This window comes from Pantoea eucrina (assembly GCF_020079945.1).
GTDB classification, from domain to species: domain Bacteria; phylum Pseudomonadota; class Gammaproteobacteria; order Enterobacterales; family Enterobacteriaceae; genus Pantoea; species Pantoea eucrina.
Map to the genome: position 1 here is coordinate 344,896 of NZ_CP083448.1, position 20,240 is coordinate 365,135.

Annotated in this window: 16 protein-coding genes; 4 read left to right on the top strand and 12 right to left on the bottom strand. The window is 55.3% G+C overall.

Features of this window, described 5'->3' with window-relative positions:
• Positions 1-64: 64 nt before the first annotated feature.
• Complete coding sequence (locus LAC65_RS01555; protein WP_039382177.1) at positions 65-5,596, bottom strand: glutamate synthase-related protein; 5,532 nt, start codon at positions 5,594-5,596, stop codon at positions 65-67.
• Positions 5,597-6,483: 887 nt separating this feature from the next.
• Between LAC65_RS01555 and arcB the strand changes: the two genes are divergently transcribed.
• Positions 6,484-8,826 carry an aerobic respiration two-component sensor histidine kinase ArcB gene (gene arcB / locus LAC65_RS01560; protein ID WP_039382181.1) on the top strand — a complete coding sequence of 781 codons (2,343 nt, stop codon included), beginning with the start codon at positions 6,484-6,486 and terminating at the stop codon, positions 8,824-8,826.
• Between the two features lie 929 nt (positions 8,827-9,755).
• Positions 9,756-10,433, top strand: coding sequence for a monofunctional biosynthetic peptidoglycan transglycosylase (gene mtgA, locus LAC65_RS01565; RefSeq protein ID WP_370513617.1), 678 nt, complete (start codon positions 9,756-9,758; stop codon positions 10,431-10,433).
• Between the two features lie 5 nt (positions 10,434-10,438).
• Here mtgA and npr read toward each other — a convergent pair whose 3' ends face one another.
• The 11 genes from npr to LAC65_RS01620 all read right to left on the bottom strand — a co-directional run bounded on the left by npr (position 10,439) and on the right by LAC65_RS01620 (position 18,410).
• Positions 10,439-10,711: a PTS phosphocarrier protein NPr gene (gene npr, locus LAC65_RS01570; RefSeq protein WP_039382188.1), complete on the bottom strand. Its 273-nt coding sequence runs from the start codon at positions 10,709-10,711 to the stop codon at positions 10,439-10,441.
• Positions 10,708-11,562, bottom strand: coding sequence for an RNase adapter RapZ (gene rapZ, locus LAC65_RS01575; protein ID WP_039382191.1), 855 nt, complete (start codon positions 11,560-11,562; stop codon positions 10,708-10,710). The genes npr and rapZ overlap by 4 nt, the downstream gene beginning before the upstream one ends.
• A gap of 53 nt (positions 11,563-11,615) precedes the next feature.
• Positions 11,616-12,098 (bottom strand): PTS IIA-like nitrogen regulatory protein PtsN, encoded by a 483-nt coding sequence (gene ptsN, locus LAC65_RS01580; protein WP_039382195.1) that lies wholly within the window; start codon positions 12,096-12,098, stop codon positions 11,616-11,618.
• 137 nt (positions 12,099-12,235) lie between these two features.
• Positions 12,236-12,523, bottom strand: coding sequence for a ribosome hibernation promoting factor (gene hpf / locus LAC65_RS01585; RefSeq protein WP_039382198.1), 288 nt, complete (start codon positions 12,521-12,523; stop codon positions 12,236-12,238).
• A gap of 21 nt (positions 12,524-12,544) precedes the next feature.
• A complete protein-coding gene (rpoN, locus tag LAC65_RS01590; protein ID WP_039382200.1) occupies positions 12,545-13,978 on the bottom strand; it encodes an RNA polymerase factor sigma-54 in 1,434 nt (477 codons plus the stop codon).
• 48 nt (positions 13,979-14,026) lie between these two features.
• Positions 14,027-14,752 (bottom strand): LPS export ABC transporter ATP-binding protein, encoded by a 726-nt coding sequence (lptB, locus tag LAC65_RS01595; RefSeq protein WP_039382204.1) that lies wholly within the window; start codon positions 14,750-14,752, stop codon positions 14,027-14,029.
• A 3-nt stretch (positions 14,753-14,755) separates the two neighbouring features.
• A complete protein-coding gene (lptA, locus tag LAC65_RS01600; protein ID WP_039382207.1) occupies positions 14,756-15,310 on the bottom strand; it encodes a lipopolysaccharide ABC transporter substrate-binding protein LptA in 555 nt (184 codons plus the stop codon).
• Entirely contained in the window at positions 15,285-15,857 is a 573-nt protein-coding gene (gene lptC, locus LAC65_RS01605; RefSeq protein ID WP_065650292.1) for an LPS export ABC transporter periplasmic protein LptC, read from the bottom strand. Before lptC ends, lptA begins: the two co-directional genes overlap by 26 nt.
• Positions 15,854-16,420 (bottom strand): 3-deoxy-manno-octulosonate-8-phosphatase KdsC, encoded by a 567-nt coding sequence (gene kdsC, locus LAC65_RS01610; RefSeq protein ID WP_039382215.1) that lies wholly within the window; start codon positions 16,418-16,420, stop codon positions 15,854-15,856. Before kdsC ends, lptC begins: the two co-directional genes overlap by 4 nt.
• 13 nt (positions 16,421-16,433) lie before the next feature.
• On the bottom strand, positions 16,434-17,414 hold the full coding sequence (kdsD, locus tag LAC65_RS01615) for an arabinose-5-phosphate isomerase KdsD (protein ID WP_039382218.1): 981 nt from the start codon (positions 17,412-17,414) through the stop codon (positions 16,434-16,436).
• 12 nt (positions 17,415-17,426) lie between these two features.
• Entirely contained in the window at positions 17,427-18,410 is a 984-nt protein-coding gene (locus tag LAC65_RS01620) for a calcium/sodium antiporter (RefSeq protein WP_039382222.1), read from the bottom strand.
• A 226-nt stretch (positions 18,411-18,636) separates the two neighbouring features.
• On the opposite strand from LAC65_RS01620, the gene mlaF reads away from it, so the two are divergent.
• Together mlaF and mlaE are read left to right on the top strand one after the other, a co-directional pair.
• Positions 18,637-19,452: a phospholipid ABC transporter ATP-binding protein MlaF gene (mlaF, locus tag LAC65_RS01625; RefSeq protein ID WP_039382224.1), complete on the top strand. Its 816-nt coding sequence runs from the start codon at positions 18,637-18,639 to the stop codon at positions 19,450-19,452.
• A 4-nt stretch (positions 19,453-19,456) separates the two neighbouring features.
• Complete coding sequence (mlaE, locus tag LAC65_RS01630; protein ID WP_039382227.1) at positions 19,457-20,239, top strand: lipid asymmetry maintenance ABC transporter permease subunit MlaE; 783 nt, start codon at positions 19,457-19,459, stop codon at positions 20,237-20,239.
• Position 20,240 lies beyond the last annotated feature (1 nt).

The window sequence follows — 20,240 nt, forward strand, 5'->3', positions numbered from 1 at the left end:
GATACGGGTACTCAATCCTGTTAGTAATGTTCACTCTTAAGGCTCAAATGCCGGGCTGACGCGATCAGGACAGTTTTCCGACCGCAGCGGCAATTTCCGGCAGCGCCGCACGCGCAAACAGCTCTTCAAAGTCCGGCAGGTGGCCCAGCACCTCGCGATGGCGCGCATCCTGATAGATGATCCAGCCATAGGTCGCCAGGCTATCCATAGAGCGGATATTACGCTGCGTTAATGCCGCTTTGTAATCAGCCATGCGTTTTGCCGCGATCAGGCTTGCCAGCTCATCATCGCTGTAGCTCTCAATTGCCGCGCGGGCGTGCCGCTGCAGCTTACTGACCAGCGCAAAATCCTCGGTCATCAGCAGATTGCGTACCGCTTTTTCAACCGCCGGATCTTCCACTGCGGTGCCTTTCGGCAGCTTGCCCAGCGCCAGCTGCTGCGCAAAGCTCAGCACGGTGTAGTTGTTAAGCAGGATAAACATCTCCTGCGTATCAGTCGCACCGTAGGCGGGTACGGCCCCGTCAGCAATGGTTTTGCCGCTGCGCCACGCCGCTTTAAATTTGGCTACCTGGTGCGCAGCCAGCGAGGTTGAAAGCTCTTCCAGCAGATCTTTGCGCGATTTTGCTTTCAGGATCTCACCACCATCCTGGTAGAGCAGCAGCGAACGCGGCATAACATACACAAAGTGCTGACATTCGCTCTCCCAGTTCGCCAGCAGCCAGGCGGCGCGTGGCGAGCGGGTCGCTTCCAGATGCCAGTTCAGCATGGTCAGTACCGCCTGCTTATGCACGCGCGCCATCTCGTTATCATCCGCAATGGAACCAAAGAGTACGGAGTCTCCCGCCGCATGGCCGGCAAGGTTGCCGTACGGGTCATACTGATAAGCGAAGCCGCCACTCATGCCGTTGCCAAAGCCTTTGCCAAAGGTGCCGAGGTTAAGGATGGCGCCGTTGGTCATATATTCACAGCAGAAATCGCCCACGCCTTCCACCACGGCGGTGGCGCCGGAGTTACGTACCGCGAAGCGATCGCCCGCCTGGCCCTGCACAAACAGCCGGCCGCCGGTGGCACCAAACAGCGCAAAGTTGCCGATCAGCACGTTGCCATCGCTATCCTGTGCGCCGCCGCCTGGTGACATCACCACCAGCTCACCGCCGCACTGACCTTTGCCTACGCCATCGTTACAGGTGCCGTAGTGCTGCATCAGCATGCCGTCGTTACAGAACGCCCCGAATGATTGTCCGGCTGCGCCCTGGGTATGGATTTGCACCGTACGTGGCGCCAGGTAGTGGCGCCCGCGATCGTCCTTCAGCACCGCCGGCAGCAGGAGGCGCTGCTCAGCCGGTAGCGTATGGTTCAGCAGGCGCTCGATATCGATAGCCAGCTGTCCGCCAACGCTTTTATTGCGGTTATTCAGCGTCACGCCGTTGCCCAGAGTAACCTCACGGCCCGCCTGCTCAACCAGCTGCGCCGTCACTTCCGTTACCCAGCCGTCGTCGAGCGTAAAATCTTTTTCCAGATAGACCGGATGCGCGATTTTCTGTTCCGGTACTACCGTCAGCATGGCGCGCAGATCGAGTTTGCCCACTTCCAGCGGATGATCCATCAGGTGCAGCAGATCGGCCCGGCCGCGCGCCTCACGCAGCGAGCGCAGGCCGAGGCGGGCGAGAAACTCGCGCACTTCCTGCGCCACGTTGATGAAGTACTGCGCCAGCTGACGCGGATCGCCATCAAAGGCTTCGGCATTGGTGGTTAAGCCCGCCGGGCACTTCACGTTGCAGTTTTTCGCCATCACGCACTTCAGCATCATCAGTGCCGTGGTACCAAACTCAAAGCTATCGCCGCCCAGCAGCGCGGATTTAATCACGTCGCTGCCGGTCTGCTGCGCGCCGGAGCAGCGGAGCTGTACTTTGTCACGCAGGCCATTGGCGCACAGCGCCTGATGAACTTCAGCAATACCGATTTCTGCCACGCGGCCGGTATATTTCAGGCTGGTTACCGATGCCGCACCGGTTCCGCCGGTGTTGCCCGCCACGTTAATGACGTCGGCGCCGGCTTTGGCTACGCCCACCGCAATGGTGCCGATACCTTCTGAAGAGACCAGTTTGACAATAACGCGCACGCGCGCGGCTTTGCAGTCGTGGATCAGCTGTGCCAGATCCTCAATGGAGTAGGTGTCATGGTGAGGCGGAGGCGACACCAGCTCCACACCCGGCGTGCCGCCGCGTGCGGCAGCAATCTCTACCGTGACTTTAGGCGCCGGCAGCTGACCGCCTTCGCCAGGTTTTGCACCCTGACCAATTTTGATCTCCAGCTCTTCCAGCATCGGATCGGCCAGGTAGGCCGCCCAGACACCAAAACGTCCTGAAGCCAGCTGTTTAATGCGCGAGGCGCGGATGGTGCCGTGACGCGAATAGTGCTCGCCGCCTTCACCGCAGTTACTCATGCCGCCCACCATATTGGTGCCGTGCGCGACGGCTTCATGCGCAGGCGCAACCAGCGCTCCGTGGCTCATTGCACCGGAAGCGAAGGTGCGGGTGATTTCGTGTGCCGGCTGAATCTCCTCCAGCGGCAGCGAAGGCTGCGCCGTGAATATTTTTGCCAGGTACTCTGCGGCCTTACCATAGGCGGTAATGCGCAGCACGCTCTCTTCCACGCTGCTGCTCTCAATGTCATCCCGGAAGCGGGTGCTGAGCGCACGTGCCAGCGCCGCCAGACGCTCCTGCTCCGGTTTCAGACCGGCAATCGCGTCGATCAGGCGCAGTTCAAACTGGTTCAGGCTGCCCGCCACCGTCTGACACTGCAGGCCACGGATGGCGAAACCATTGTTCACCAGCGAATAGCGGCCCAGCTTGCGGCCAAACTCCGCTTCACTGTCAACGTGGGTCAGATCGCAGGGCAGGGCAAGAATGTCACGCAGCGCTGCCGGACGGCGTTTGCGCTCGGCATGCATCAGGCTGGAGAACTGACGGTAATCCGGCGTAATGGCAAAGGTATCGATGACCGCATTCGGGATCCGTTCAAAGCTGCTCTCTTTGAATGCGTCCGCTTTAATACCAAACGCGTTTTCCAGCCTGGCGAGCGTCATCAGACGGATAAAGTTATCCTCTTCGCGCGCCTTATCGGCAAAGCGGATCGGCTGTTCAGTCATATCGATAAAGGTTCGCACGGCGATGGTGCCGTAGGAGTGACCGGCACCTTCCGCACGCTCTTTGAACAGGCCAAGCAGCGGCACTTCCGCTTCACCCTGGATTTTCAGCGCGCTTTGATGCCAGTCTACTGCCATCTGGGCGATCGCCGGGAAGCCTGCGCCACCCACCGGGGTTTTGATATTCGGAAAATATTTTTTCAGCACCGGATCTTCAGTATCGAGAAAATTAGGCTCAAAAAACTCACCGCAGCTGTAGCTCTCGACGGTGCAGAGGCCCACTTTACCCATGGTCTTCATCAGCGCTTTCTCAGCGGCTTTGGCATAGCGCCTGAACGCCTTATTACCCTCTTCGCCTTCACCAAATTTCTCTTCTGCGCGCATCTGTACGCCCAGCGGATAGACGGCGGAAGCACCGAAGCCGAGCGTGGCAGCGATATGGTGCGACGAGATGCTCTGACCGCTCTCAACCACCAGAGAGACATCCAGACGCAGCCCTTCCTGCACCAGACGCTGGTTAATGGCGGAGATCACCAGCAGCATCGGCATGGCGGCATGCGTGGTTGATACGTGACGATCGGTGATCACGGCAATGCCGCCCTGCGTACGGGCGAAATCCACCACCTGCTGAGCCAGATTATCTATCGCTTTTTCCAGCGCGCTGGCATTAGCGGCGCGGCTGACGATATCTTTGCCGGTCACCGGCTCATAGAGCATTTCAAAGCGCGCGTAAGGTGCCACGTTCTGCTCGCGCAGGCGCAGCATATCAAGGTGGGTCAGGATCGGACTGGGAACAATAATCTGCTGCCCTTTGCTACGGCCAAGATGGGGTTTTGCGCCCAGCGCCACGCGCAGCGTCATGCCGTCAGCTTCACGGATAGAGTCGAGCGGCGGGTTGGTCACCTGCGCAAAGCGCTGCGAAAAGTAGTGCGCCATGCCGCCTTCATGATCGGAAAGGCCGTTGATGGCGTTGCCGTAACCCATTGCGGAGATCTTCTCCGCACCGGTCTGCAGCATCGGATCCATCATGAACTTGAAGCTTTCCTGGTTGTAGTAGTAGGCGACAAAACGCTGGTAGGTTTTGAGATCGCCGCGATAGCGCAGCGGAGAGCCAAGCTTCTCGGCCGGAATTTCCGGCAGCTCATGCAGCTCGACGCGCGCCGCCTGCAGCAGGGCACGATAATCTTTTGCGGCCGCCAGTTTTTCCAGCGCTTCGGTCGTGGTATAGGCGCGCTTCTCTTTGTGATCGTAATAGAGCATACCGCCCGCTTCGATGCGGCCGCGACGCAGTACGCTTTCTGGCGGAAAGGCAATCTGGCCCGCTTCTGACATGGCACCGATATAGTCGGCAGTTTCCACTGAACGCAGCGGACGCAGGCCCAGGCGATCCAGACGGGCACCGATGACCTCGCCGTTGCCGAAAATCAGCGCGGCCGGACCATCATTTTTCTCTTCATACAGCGAAAAGTACTCCAGCATCGCACGCACGTCAGCGGAGAGTGAACTGTCGTTCTCCCACGCCGGGGGCATCATGGAGACCACGGCGGTGATCAGGTCGAGATCGTCTTCCATCAGGCGGCTGTGGATGCTCTGGTCAAGACGCGAGCTGTCAGACTGGCCTTTAGGGCGGACAATTTTTTTACCGCGCGCCAGCATCAGCGCCGCTTCAGCAATGCGGTTTTTACGATCGGTATTCAGCTCGCCGTTATGCGCCATCAGGCGGAACGGCTGTGCCATAGTGGTATGGGGATCGGTATTGGTCGAGAAGCGGGTATGGAAAAAGAGTCCGCGCACCTGGTGATCGCTGTCGGTGAGGTCTTTAAAGTAAGGGATCACTTCATTCGAGTTCAGACGCGCTTTAAACACCTGCGTGCGGGAAGAGAGTGAGAGCGGATAGAGGCCGCCAAACTCACTTTCGGTGAACGCGCGCGCTTCGATATCCAGCAGCGCCCGGTAGATCTGACGTTCGAAGTCAGTCTGATTCGTCAGCGCAGGCGGAGCGGCAAACACCCACTGCACAATCGGCAGCTGAAACGCCACGGCGGCAGGGCGGGTTACGCTATTATCCAGCGGCATATCGCGCTTCAGCAGCACCGGGAAATTCCATGCGGCCAGCGTCTCTTCAACCAGACGTTCGGCATTAGCCCGCAGCGCGGCATCTTTCGGGACAAAAAAGTTGCCTACGCCAAACTGGCCAGCTTCCAGCGCCTGGCCGGTTAATTTACGGAAAAAGTTAAGCGAGAGATCGACGTTAACGCCGGCACCATCACCGACACCCTCTGCGGACATCCCGCCGCGATGCGGCACGGTGCAGAGTGCGCTGTGCGCCATCTGCAGAATGTCATGTGTCTGCTCGCCGTCCTTGCGGGTAATAAAACCTACACCACAGCTATCGCTGCCTGCGGCCGGGTCGTACAAACCATAGGAATGAGGTTTTTGCGTGGACATTGAGAGTCTCCTTAAACTGCTTTAGACATTGCCTGTTCTGTTTCAGGCACAGAGCGCTGACGCGTGCTGTTTCACTGGTTTTTTCCGCGCTGTACGCGGGCGTCGCCACACCGAGCAATGACTCTCAGGATCCGGGTATAACGTCCTTGATGAGTTGCTCTTCAATCCGGTCTCTAACGGGAGATAACTTGCATCCAGAGGGAGTCTTCTTGCTGCATAGATATGTCGAGACACAGTCCCGACTGGAAAGCATCCAGCGGAATTTCAACTTATCGGGAAAGCGCACAGAGGTCAAATAGAGAGCGCTGAGCCCTATATCTGCAGAAAAAAGAGGTTAACCTTATGAATTTTATGTTTTTTAACAGTAAATTTATGTCAATAAGCGCCGATTTAAACCCCTGCTAAGTGTGAGCCGTCTCACTATCTGCAGGCGGCGATATTACTTTACCCTGCTGGCAGTGCTGCTTATAGCAGCATAAAATATCGTAGCTGTGCAGACCGGCATGTCATGTATCTGTTTTTCTTATGGCGTCTGTTTTGAATTAAATATAGGTCTGTATAAGCAAAACTAATCAGAAGGTAACTGAGTAAAATTTCGTTAAATGTGAATCAGTATGCAATAAGGAGGGGTGGCAGTATGCTGAGAAATCAGCTGCCACAGGCGAAAGAGAGCAATAAGGTCTGACGCTTAGCTGCGCGCAGACGGCCTTTCAGATTATTCACCTGTGCAAATTAGTCAAGTGCTTTACTCAGCGCGCGCCAGATAACGTTCAAGCCGGGCGCGGATGCACTATGATGGGGCGTCAGGTGGGCGCAATATCCCGGTCAGCCCGGGCAGACGCAGGCTAATTACGTTATGATGGCGCCATTCGTTCAGGGGATCTGCCATGAAACAAATTCGTCTGTTAGCTCAATATTATGTCGACCTGATGGTCAAACTCGGTCTGGTGCGCTTTTCACTGCTGCTGGCGTCGGCGCTGGTGGTGCTGGCGATGATTGTCCAGATGGCGGTCACTATGGTACTGCGCGGGCACGTGGAAAGTATCGACGTGGTGCGCTCGGTCTTCTTTGGTCTGCTGATTACGCCCTGGGCGGTCTATTTCCTGTCAGTCGTGGTCGATCAGCTGGAGGAGTCGCGTCAGCGGCTAACGAAGCTGGTTGATAAGCTGGAAGAGATGCGCACGCGCGATCTCGAGCTTAATCAGCAGATGAAACAGACCATCACGCAGCTGAATCAGGAGATCAGCGATCGCATCAGCGCAGAAGAGGCGCGTAAACAGGTGATGGATAAGCTGCGTGAAGAGATGGCGCGCCGCGAGCAGGCGCAGATTGAGCTGGAGCAGCAATCCTCTTTCCTGCGCTCATTTCTGGATGCATCGCCCGATCTGGTCTTCTACCGTAATATCGACAAACAGTTCTCCGGCTGCAACCGCGCCATGGAGCTGCTGACCGGCCTAAGTGAAAAACAGCTGATCGGACTGACGCCGCGCGATATTTATGATGATGAGGCAGCGACCAAGGTACTGGAAACAGACGAAAAGGTGTTTCGCCATAACGTATCGCTCACCTATGAGCAGTGGCTGCAGTATCCGGACGGGCGCAAAGCCTGTTTTGAAATCCGTAAAGTACCCTATTACGATCGGGTGGGCAAGCGCAGCGGCCTGATGGGATTCGGACGCGATATCACGGAGCGTAAGCGCTATCAGGATGCGCTGGAGAACGCCAGCCGGGAGAAAACCACCTTTATTTCAACGATCAGCCACGAGCTGCGCACGCCGCTGAACGGCATCGTGGGTCTGAGCCGTATTCTGCTGGATACCGAGCTCAGCCAGGAGCAGCTGAAGTACCTGAAAACGATTCACGTCTCAGCCATTACGCTGGGCAATATCTTTAACGATGTGATCGAAGTGGATAAAATCGAGCGGCGCAAAGTTCAGCTGGATAACCAGCCGCTTGATTTCACCGGTTTCCTTGCCGATCTCGAAAACTTATCCGGCCTGCTGGCCCAGCCGAAAGATCTGAAGTTTGTTATGCAGCCCGCGCTGCCGCTGCCGCATAAAATTCTGGCTGACGGCACGCGCTTACGGCAGATCCTGTGGAACCTGATTGGAAACGCCGTGAAATTCACCCGCGAGGGAGAGATTGTCGTGCGGGTCGCGTACAGCGCGAATGAAACGCTGCGCTTTGAAGTGCAGGATTCAGGAATGGGTATTCCGCAGGAGGAGCAGGACAAAATCTTTGCCATGTATTATCAGGTTAAAGATCAGCACGGCGGCAAACCCGCGACCGGTACCGGTATCGGGCTGGCGGTATCGCGCCGCCTGGCGCAGGCGATGGGCGGAGATATCACCGTCAGCAGCGCGCCGGGTAAAGGCTCCTGCTTTGTGGTTGAGATTAACGCGCCGCGCGTGGCTGACGAAGTGGAAGATACCGGCCTGGATGACAGCCTGCCGCTGCCGGCGCTGCACGTACTGCTGGTGGAAGATATTGAACTGAATGTGATTGTCGCCCGCTCGGTGCTGGAAAAGCTCGGATGCAGCGTTGAGGTCGCCATGAATGGCCATGACGCGCTAAGCCTGTTTGATCCGCAGGAGTTTGACCTGGTGCTGCTGGATATTCAGCTGCCGGATATGACCGGACTGGACGTTGCGCGCGCTATCCATCAGCAGCATAAGGGCGTGCAGCTGCCGCCGCTGGTCGCGCTGACGGCCAACGTACTTAAAGATAAAAAAGAGTATCTCGATGCCGGAATGGATGAAGTACTCAGTAAACCGCTGGCGGTACCGGCGCTGACGGCAGTGATCAAAAAATTCTGGGATTATCAGGGCGAGGAAGAAGAGACAGATATGCCTGTCGCGGATACGCAGTCGCGCATGCTGCTGGATGTGGCGATGCTGGAGCAGTATATCGAGCTGGTCGGGCCTGGCCTGATTACACAGAGCCTGACAATGTTTGAACAGATGATGCCTGGTTATCTTGATGTGCTTGATTCCAATATGATGGCGCGCGATCAAAAAGGCATTGCCGAAGAGGGGCACAAAATTAAAGGTGCCGCGGGATCGGTAGGCTTGCTGCATCTGCAGCAGCTGGCAAAACAGATCCAGTCACCGGAACTGCCGGCCTGGTGGGACAATGTGCAGGAGTGGATCGATGAACTGAAGCAGGAGTGGCGACAGGATGTTGCCGTACTGCGTGAATGGGTTGCCGGGCGGGAAAATCAGAAGCGCTAAAAAAAATGACCCCGGTCGAAACCGGGGTGCGCGAATACTGCGCCAACACCAGGGAAAAAGTGACTGCTGCTGTTATGGTTAATTGAAGTAAAAAGCAGCAGTCAGGTATTGGTTAACGTTACAAAATCACCTTAGCAAATTTGCCAGCCTGCGCGACAAGATTCATTAAATTGTGTGATGTTGAACAACGTTCCGCTACAGAAAACATTAATTTGACAACACTGTCAAGCGGGGAATCAATTTCCCCGCTGATTTGTTTGTTATTTAATCAATATCAACCGGTTTTGGCTGATTTTTCGCCATCAGGATTGAGGGAAGCGGCGAAAGCCCGGATAGCTATCCGGGGACGGATTGTTATCAGGAAAATAGTCTTTATGCTATTGTTTTGTAATAAAAATAGCCGTATTGCATCACATTTATCCGAAACGTTTTGGAAAGCAGGCGGTTAAACTTCCAGATCGGTCGTTCTGAAAAACAGGCCGGTCAGAGTGTAAAATTTGATTTACGGACAATTACCGGGGGATTTGGCTTTCTGGCAGCATAATATGTGTCTGAAACCGATCTCATAGCAGACGATAGTCAGGAAACGCTAAGCTATTCTTTGCAAATGTTAAGCTATATGAAAGTCTTATTAACATGACTATTAGTACAGATTAACGGCGGTCTGAAGTTTGCTTTGCGCGATTTTTATGCATGGAACCGATTCCTTAAAGATGGAAGCCTTTGATGTTTCAGGGTATCAGCAGAAGAGCCGCGGCTGGCCTGAACGCTTTTTCAGCTCCGGAAACCGGCTGGCAGCATGCAGGCAGGTATAACAATGAGCACTGGACGCAATCATGACCAGAGTGATTAATTAATACAGGGAAGGGATACAGGAAGAGGTAATGAAAAAATACAGAGGGAAAGGGTTCAGCCTTTTCAGGTCGCTGATGGTTAAATGTCTGCTGGCATGGGCAGTACTCTGGATCGGAGGAATTGCCGTTTTCGCTTTTTTACCCGTGCCTTTTTCCGCAGTTATGGCGGAACGTCAGGCAGGCGCCTGGCTGCACGGAGATATCAGTTATGTCGCACATTCAGAGTGGGTCAGCATGGATAACATCTCCCCGTGGATGGCGCTGGCCGTGATTGCCGCCGAAGATCAGAAATTCCCTGAGCACTGGGGTTTTGACGTTGGCGCTATTCAGCAGGTGCTCGACAACAGCAGCGGCGAGCGGATGCGTGGCGCGTCAACGCTTTCTCAGCAGACCGCGAAAAATCTCTTTTTGTGGGACGGACGTAGCTGGCTACGTAAAGGGCTGGAGGCGGGGATGACGGTTGGCATTGAAACCGTCTGGAGTAAACGTCGTATTCTGACGGTCTATCTTAATATCGCTGAGTTCGGTCCCGGTATTTTTGGCGCTGAAGCCGCAGCGCAGCACTATTTCCATAAGCCCGCCAGCCGCCTGACTATCGCAGAGGCTGCCCTGCTGGCTGCAGTATTGCCTAATCCGATCCGTTTTCGCGCGGATGCGCCTTCAGGTTATGTTCGCCAGCGTCAGCAGTGGATCATGCGTCAGATGCGCCAGCTGGGAGGGGAGGGTTTCCTGAATCGCTACCGGCTACACTAAAACCTTTACTCTTCGTCAAAGCCTGATTCAAACAGCTCAATAACGGCGGCCAGCGCCGCAGTTTCCTGCGGTCCGCTGGCTTCAATTTCAATATGACCGCCTTTTGCTGAATCCAGCATCAGCAGCGCAATAACGCTGCTCGCCTCAGCCTCGGTGCCCGCTTCATTGCGCAGCAGAACATCCGCGTCAAAGCTCTGCACCAGCTCAAACAGCTTCATCGCCGGGCGCGCATGCATACCCAGCTTGTTACGGATTTCGACAGTTTGCTTTACGGTCATGATTTACGCTTTTCCAGTGTGCGATGACGCGACTGCACGTTTTTACCGCGCGAACGGAAATAGTCAGCCAGCTGCTCGGCGATATACACGGAACGATGTTTGCCACCGGTACAGCCGATCGCCACAGTAAGGTAGCTGCGGTTGTTGGTTTCCAGCATCGGCAGCCATAGCTCAAGATAGCTGCGCGTCTGGTAGATAAAATTATGTACTTCTGTATGCCGATCCAGGAACGCCGCCACCGGTCGATCGAGGCCCGTCATCGGACGCAGCTTGGGATCCCAGTGCGGGTTAGGCAAAAAGCGCACGTCAAACACGTAGTCGGCATCGATCGGGATACCGTGTTTGAAACCGAACGACTCAAACACCATCGTGAGTTCGCGTTCGCGCTTGCCCAGCAGGCGGGTGCGCAGCATCTCAGCCAGCTCATGCACTGACATCTCTGAGGTATCAATAATCAGATCGGCACGCGAGCGCAGCGGCTCCAGCAGATCGTTCTCTTCATCAATGGCGCTTTCCAGCGACAGGTTTTTGCTGGAGAGCGGATGCAGGCGACGGGTGTCGCTGTAGCGCCGGATCAGCGTATTGCGATCGGCATCCAGAAACAGCAGCTGAGGAGAGAAAGAGTCAGGCAGATTATTTAACGCCAGCTCAAAGACTTCCTGCGACTCCGGCATGTTGCGTACATCAATACTTACCGCCGCCGAAATATTCCGCTCTGTCAGCGTATTCGCCAGCTCAGGCAGCAGGACTACCGGCAGATTGTCGACACAGTAAAAGCCCATATCCTCCAGGGCACGCAGCGCAACTGATTTACCTGAGCCTGATCGACCACTGACGATCATCAGCACCATCACTATTCTCCCCTGTTTTATCCGGCCCGCAGACCGGTAACGCTATGTACTGATTACGAATGCGCTTCCTGAGCTTCTGTGATAATGGCGTAGAGCTCTTGATCACTCTGGGCCGCACGCAGGCGACGGCAGACCGTCTTATCTGCCAGGCGTTTTGCGACCAGCGACAGGGTATGAAGGTGCGTCTTACACTGATCGGCAGGCACCAGCAGAGCGAACAGCAGATCGACCGGCTGATTATCCACGGCGTCAAAAGCAATAGGCTGATCGAGGCTGATAAACACCCCCACTGCCCGCAGCGTATCCTCTTCCAGTTTGCCATGCGGAATAGCAATGCCGTTGCCAATGCCGGTACTGCCCATACGCTCGCGGGTCAGAATCGCTTCGAAAAGCGTCTGGTGCGGCAGATTGAGCTGCTTAGCCGCCAGTTCGCTGATAATCTCCAGCGCGCGTTTTTTACTCTGGCAGTGTACGCCGCTGCGGGTGCAGTCAGGCGTCAGAACCGAGCTCAATTCCAGTGTCAGATCGTTGTTCATCGTGGTTTCACTTGCGAGTTCACATAGCCACAGAGCGAAAAGCCCTGCTGGCGCTTGCGCAGATGATAAAACGGGGCGCTCTTCCGCCCCATTTTTCCCTGAGCGCTGAACGGGTCAGCGCTCTGCAAACGTGAAGGTTAGTGTTTTTTCAGTTTGTCTTTATGTTTGGTCAGCTGACGTGCCAGCTTATCAACCAGCCCGTCAATGGCCGCGTACATATCTTCCGCTTCCGCTGTGGCGTGCAGCTCACCGCCGTTAACGTGCAGAGTTGCCTCTGCAATCTGAGTCACTTTCTCCACTTTCAGAACAATATAAACCTGATTGATGCGATCGTAATAGTGTTCAAGTTTGCCAAATTTGCTGTTCACAAATTCGCGCAGCGGGTCAGTGATTTCGACATTGAGTCCGGTAAGGTTTAGCTGCATAGGTCTTCCTTCTGAGTTCGGTCAGACCAGCTGTTTACGCTGGTTTGATGGCGGTATAGATAAAGACTCGCGATACTTCGCAACCGTACGTCGCGCTACCATAATACCCTGTTCAGATAACATGGCGGTCAGTTTGCTGTCGCTCAAGGGCTTTGCGGGATTTTCTGCCGCGACCAGTTTTTTTACCAGCGCACGAATGGCCGTAGACGAGGCTTCGCCGCCGCCTTCCGTGCTGACATGGCTGGAGAAAAAATATTTCAGCTCAAAAATACCACGCGGACTGTGCAGATATTTTTGCGTGGTCACGCGTGAGATGGTGGACTCGTGCATATCGACCTGTTGCGCGATATCTGCCAGCACCATCGGACGCATATACTCTTCGCCCTGCTCAAAAAACGCCTGCTGCTGCGCAACGATACAGCGGGTAACCTTGAGCAGAGTGTCATTACGACTCTCCAAGCTTTTAATGAGCCAGCGCGCTTCCTGCAGATTATTGCGAATAAACTGGCTGTCGCTATCGCTGCGCGCTGAACCGCCCATGGCGGCATAGTGCTGGTTGATCCGCAGACGCGGCAGGCTTTCAGCGTTCAGTTCCACTATCCAGCGTGCGCCCGCTTTGCGCACCAGCACATCCGGAATAACGTATTCCGGTTCACCCGTATTAATCGATTGTCCGGGGCGCGGATCGAGCGACTGTATCAACAGCATCGCCTCTTTCAGCACCTCTTCTTTCAGGCGGGTCACCCGCATCAGGCTGCGGAAGTCGTGATTAGCCAGCAGATCGAGATGTTCACTGACAATCAGGCGCGCCTCTTTTAGCATAGGAGCGTCAGCCGCATATTGCGATAGCTGAACCAGCAGACAGTCGCGCAGATCGCGCGCGCCTACGCCAACCGGATCAAACCGCTGGACGCGCTTGAGAACCGCCTCTACCTCATCCAGCGTCAGCTCATCGTCGCCGATACTGTCGCAAATTTCCTGCAGCGTCACGGTGAGATAACCGGTCGTGTCGATCGCATCAACAATCGATGTCGCAATAGCGCGATCGGTATCGGTAAACGGGGTCAGCTCCACCTGCCACATCAGGTAATCCTGCAGCGACTGCGTGGTTTCTCCCTGATACACCGGCAGTTCATCATCCTGATAATCTGTTCCGGTGCCGGAAGGGGTGCCGGCAGTATAAATTTCATCCCACGACGCATCCAGCGGCAGCTCGTCAGGCATCTCTTTCTGTTCCAGCGCCTCACGGGTATCTAACGTATCGCTTTCCTGCGTTTCGCGTGCGTCCACTTCATCATGAATATCGGTCTGCTCAAGCAGCGGATTGCTCTCCAGCGCCAGCTGGAGCTCCTGCTGGAGTTCAAGCGTAGAGAGCTGCAGCAGGCGAATGGCCTGTTGCAGCTGGGGGGTCATCGCCAGCTGTTGGCTGAACCTGAGTTGCAAACCTTGCTTCATAATCCGGCTTGAATGTCCTAAGCGAATATCGGGTTAATCGACACCTTATCAGAGTCTGAACTCTTCGCCCAAATAAACCCGCTTAACCTGCTCATCTGCCAGAATTTCATCCGGCGTGCCGTGTGCAATCAGATTGCCCTGGCTGACAATATAGGCGCGTTCGCAGACGGCCAGCGTTTCACGCACGTTATGGTCGGTGATCAGGACACCGAGGCCGCTGTCGCGCAAATGTTCGATGATCTTTTTGATATCGATAACGGAGATGGGGTCAACCCCGGCGAACGGCTCATCCAGCAGAATGAACTTTGGATTCGCTGCCAGCGCGCGTGCAATTTCAACGCGGCGACGTTCTCCCCCGGAGAGCGCCTGGCCCAGGCTGTTGCGCAGATGCTCAATATGGAACTCTTCCATCAGCTCATTGGCGCGATCCTGGCGCTGCTCTTCGGTCAGATCGTCGCGGATCTGCAGCACGCCCATCAGATTGTCATACACGCTCAGCCGCCGGAAAATAGAGGCTTCCTGCGGCAGGTATCCGATACCACGACGCGCACGGGCGTGCAGGGGCAGGATACTGATATCCTCATCATCGATAATAATGCGGCCCGCATCGCGCGGGACAATGCCGACCACCATATAAAATGTCGTGGTCTTACCGGCGCCGTTAGGACCCAGCAGTCCGACAATCTCGCCCGATTTAACCTGCAGGCTGACATCTTCCACTACGCGGCGGCCTTTATACGCTTTGGCCAGATTTTCAGCGACTAAAGTTGCCATCGGTCAGTTACTCTTTTTAGGGCTCGCAGCGGAACCGTTTTTATCCTGCAGCTGTGAAGGAACCAGCACCGTGGTGACGCGTTTGCTTTGACCCTGACTATAGGCCTGCATTTTCTGCTCTTTCACCAGATAGGTGATGCGATCGCCTTTGATGTTGCTGTCCTGCTGTTCAATGAAAGCATTACCGGTCAGCTCGACAAAATCGTTGGCCAGCTCATAGTGCAGCTTAGCGGCATGGCCTTTAACCGGCTTGCCGTTGTCCTGCATCTGATAAAACGTAGCCGGATTGCCATAGGCATCAACAATAGTTTTGTTGCTGTCGCCGCCGGGACGGGTTACCACGACTTTATCCGCTGTAATTTTAATCGTGCCCTGCGTGACAATAACATTGCCGGTAAAGGTCGCCACGTTGCCCTGCAGATCCAGCGCCTGATTAACGGAGTCGATATTAACCGGTTTTTCTGAGTCGCCGGTGACAGCCAGCGCGGGCAGGCTGCCAATCAGCAGCGATCCCAGCAGCAGCGCGTTAACGCTATTTTTGTTCATTTTGAATTTCATAAGAGGTTTTGACCTTTTCAAGCAGTTCGGCGTTTTTTGTCCGCAAATTGCCGCGCATCTTCATGCCCGTGGAGTTAAAACTGCGGCCAAATAGCGTCACCTGGTCGTCAGACATGACATCCTGGGTCACCAGATTGACCTGCGCGTTATCAGTGATAATGCGTTCCAGCTGAGAATCCTGCGTCAGCGTATGCACTTCAACGTGGCCATACAGATAAAGCATACGATCTTTCGTTAGCTTTGCTTTGTCCGCCCGTACTGACCAGGTTGGCACTTTGTTTTCATCAAAGGTTGTCATAACGGGACGATCAAACCAGCTGACTTCATCAGCTGAAAAATAGGTCACTTTATCGGAGACAAGCTTGTAGGCCAGTGCACCCGTTGGGTTGTATACCACGGTATTAGAGTTCGCGCTGGTGTAGGTTGGCTCCTGATCGTTTGAAGCCAACGGCGTGGCACTCTCATCCTGATTCGTCAGGTTCCAGCCGATCAATATCAGCGCGACCAGAGCCAGAATCAGCGTTATCCAACGCCTGCTTTTACTCATACTGATTGCCCTCTGGCATCCTCAAATTTATTCTGCGCCAGTAATATCAGGTCGCATATTTCGCGTACCGCACCGCGTCCGCCGCCGATGCGTGTGACATAGTCTGCACGCGGCAGCAAGACCGGATGTGCATCCGCTACGGCAACACTCAGACCCGCCTGCGCCATGACCGGCCAGTCGATCAGATCGTCGCCAATATAGGCAACCTGCGTGCTGTCCAGTGACAGTTTATCCAGAAGTTCGCGCCACGCCAAAAGCTTATCTGATTGTCCCTGGTAAAGATGAGTAATGCCCAGCGTTTCACAGCGATCTTCCAGCAGCTTAGCGCGACGGCCGGTTATAATAGCGACTTCGATGCCGGAGGTCAGCAGGCAACGTATGCCGTAGCCATCCCGCACATTAAACGCCTTCAGCTCTTCACCGCTGTTTCCCATATAGATCAGGCCGTCTGACATGACGCCATCGACATCACAAATCAGCAGGCGGATTTGCGCTGCCCGTGCCATGACTTCAGCTGATACCGGACCATAGCAGGTGGCAACCAGCGCATTTTCAGCGTTCATTTACATTTCCTGTTCAGACTACGCCAGCGCGCAGCATGTCATGCATGTGGACGACGCCCAGCAGCCGATCTTCATCGGCTACCAGGACGGCAGTGATATTTTTATTTTGCATCAGATTTAAGGCCTCTACCGCCAGCATATTTGGCCGGACGCGGATGCCGCCACGCGTCATGACGTCCTGAATACGCGCTGACTGAAAATCGACGCCCATATCAAAAATACGGCGCAGATCGCCATCGGTAAAAATCCCTTCAATTTTCATTAAGTCATCGACGATCACTGTGAGACCGAGGTTTTTGCGCGTGATCTCCAGCAGGGCATCACGCAGCGACGCCTCGCGCGTGACGTGCGGAATTTCATCGCCGCTGTGCATAATGTCGCTGACGTGCAGCAGCAGTTTACGACCCAGCGCGCCGCCAGGATGCGACAGCGCAAAATCCTCTGGCGTAAAACCGCGCGCCTCAAGCAGCGCCACCGCCAGCGCATCGCCCATCACCAGCGTTGCCGTGGTGCTGGACGTTGGCGCCAGTCCCAGCGGGCACGCTTCCTGCGGCACTTTCACACACAGGTGAACATCTGCCGCGCGGCCCATGGCGCTCTCCGGGCGGCTGGTCATACAGATCAGCTGCACTTTCTGTCGCTTCAGCACCGGGATCAGCGCCAGGATCTCTGCCGACTCGCCGCTGTTCGAGATGGCGATAACCACATCGCTGGCGCTCACCATGCCGAGGTCGCCATGGCTCGCCTCACCCGGATGCACAAAAAAGGAGGCGGTGCCGGTGCTGGCAAAGGTCGCGGCCATTTTCTTACCGATATGTCCTGACTTGCCCATGCCCATCACCACGACTTTTCCCTGGCAGGCATAAAGCAGCTGGCAGGCGCGGCTGAAGTCGTCATTGATATACTGATCAAGCTGTTCAAGTCCTTCACGTTCGATGCGCAGAACCTTTTTACCCGCCTGCTGAAAATCAAACTCTGCATGCTGCTGTGACATATCAGTGCATCCTTAATAGCCAGTAAGAAGGGTGGGGCTGAGCCACAGCCATAGCACCCAGAGAAGAAATCCGCTCAGTAACAGCGCGCCGGCTATCCGGCCGACGCGCCGCTTACGCAGCAGACAAAACAGGGCAAACACTACGCTGACGCCGAGCATGACCCAGTAATCACGGCTAAACGCGAGCGGATTGACCTCGCCCGGATGAAACAGCGCGGGCAGGCCAAGAACAATCGCCAGGTTGAAAATATTGGCGCCGATCAGATTACCAATCGCCATATCATCTTCACCTTTCAGCGCACCCGCGACAACCGTGGCCAGCTCCGGCAGGCTGGTCCCTACCGCGATAAGCGTCAGCCCCATCACCAGCTCGCTTACGCCAAAGTAATCAGCAAAGACGGTGGCATTGTCGATGACCATACGGGTCGACATCGGCAATATAATCAGCGCGACCGCCAGCCAGAGAAAGGCTACCGTGTTACCCGCTTCATCGCGCGGCAGTTCTGCCAGCTGTTCCCGGGTGAGTGTATCGCTGTTGTCATGTCCGGCGCGGCGGGCAATGCGGATCACGATCAGCAGATAGAACAGCGCCATCAGCAACAGCGCCACACCATCCAGCCGGCTCAGGTAATTATCAAACAGCATAATGCCGCTCAGCAAAGAGACCAGCAGCAGCAGCGGAAGTTCGCGCCGAATCAAATTGGAGTGTACGGTTAAAGGATGAAGCAGCGCGGCGCCACCCAGAATTAACAGGATATTCGTAATGTTTGAGCCCAGCGCGGTGCCTACGGCCAAATCCATCTGTCCATGTTGCGCAGCTGAAAACGAAATAATCAGCTCCGGTAGCGATGTGCCGATACTGACTACCGTCATGCCGATAATCAGCGGCGGAATACCGAATGAGCGGCACAGAATGGCGGCGCTGAAGACCAGTCGATCGGCCCCGTAAACCAGTAACAGCAATCCGATAAACAACAGGGCGGTAGCTACAAACATGAAAAATCCTTGATGGATACGGTGCCGGCGGACCCTGGCCGGCAAAAAAACCTGAGATGCGGGGAGAGTCAGCCGCTGATTTTGACTCTCTGAGCGACAAAAGTAAATTTAATGACCGTTTTCGCCACACTGAACCGGTAAGTTTCTGTAAAACTATCGTGAATTGCGGTTTACCAGGCTACCATCCACCCCATTTAGTACGCCCGACCCGCTTAACGAGGTAATAATGACTCAGCAGCAAACGAATCTGGTCGAGGTGCGCGGTGTGAGTTTCACCCGTGGCGATCGCACGATATTCGATGATATTTCACTTACGGTTCCGGCGGGCAAAGTGACCGCGATTATGGGACCTTCCGGCATCGGAAAAACAACGCTGTTACGCCTGATTGGCGGTCAGCTGCAGCCTGACCACGGCGAAATCTGGTTTCAGGGCCAGAATATTCCCAGCCTGTCACGGCGCAAGCTCTATGAAGCCCGTAAGAAAATGAGCATGCTGTTTCAGTCAGGCGCGCTCTTTACCGATCTTAACGTCTATGAAAACGTCGCCTGGCCACTGCGCGAGCACACTCAGCTGCCGCCGGAACTGCTGCACAGCACGGTGATGATGAAGCTTGAAGCGGTCGGACTGCGCGGCGCGGCAAAACTTATGCCGGCAGAGCTCTCCGGCGGGATGGCGCGACGTGCTGCGCTGGCACGTGCCATTGCGCTGGAACCGGAACTCATTATGTTTGATGAGCCGTTTGTGGGGCAGGATCCAATAACTATGGGCGTGCTGGTCAAGCTGATTGATGAGCTGAACCACTCGCTGGGCGTGACCTGTATTGTGGTATCGCATGATGTGCCTGAAGTCCTGAGCATCGCCGATCACGCCTATATTGTTGCCGGGCAAAAAATCATTGCTGAAGGCAGCACCCGGCAGCTGAAGGAGAACGCCGATCCGCGCGTACGCCAGTTTATTGATGGGCATGCTGATGGTCCGGTGCCGTTTCGTTTCGCCGCCGGCGACTATCTTAGTGATTTGACCCGGACAGGGAGAGAGTAAACTCATGGTGTTACAGGCACTGGCGTCGTTCGGGCGTCGGGGAATAAACAGCTGTGCGACCTTTGGTCGCGCCGGTCTGATGCTGTTTCATGCGCTGGTGGGAAAACCCGCTTTTCGCCGCCATGCTCCATTGTTGATCAGGCAGCTTTATAGCGTTGGCGTACTCTCGCTGCTGATTATTGTGGTTTCTGGTCTGTTTATCGGCATGGTGCTGGGACTGCAGGGATATCTGGTGCTGACCACCTACAGCGCGGAGACCAGCCTTGGCATGCTGGTGGCGCTGTCGCTGCTGCGTGAGCTGGGGCCGGTTGTCACGGCGCTGCTGTTTGCCGGACGAGCCGGCTCGGCGCTGACGGCAGAGATTGGTCTGATGAAAGCCACAGAGCAGCTCTCCAGTATGGAGATGATGGCGGTGGATCCGCTGCGCCGCGTGGTCTCGCCACGCTTCTGGGCGGGTTTTATCAGTATGCCGCTGTTAACGCTGATTTTTACGGCCGTCGGTATTGCCGGTGGTGCACTGGTTGGCGTTGGCTGGAAAGGTATCGATCCCGGCTTTTTCTGGTCCGCGATGCAAAGCGCGGTAGATTTTCATAATGATGTCCTTAACTGCCTGATCAAGAGCGCAGTTTTTGCCATTACGGTAACCTGGATTGCGCTGTTTAACGGCTACGATGCGATTCCGACGTCGGAAGGTATCAGCCGGGCAACAACGCGTACCGTCGTACACGCTTCACTGGCGGTGCTTGGGCTTGATTTTGTGCTGACCGCACTGATGTTTGGGAACTGAT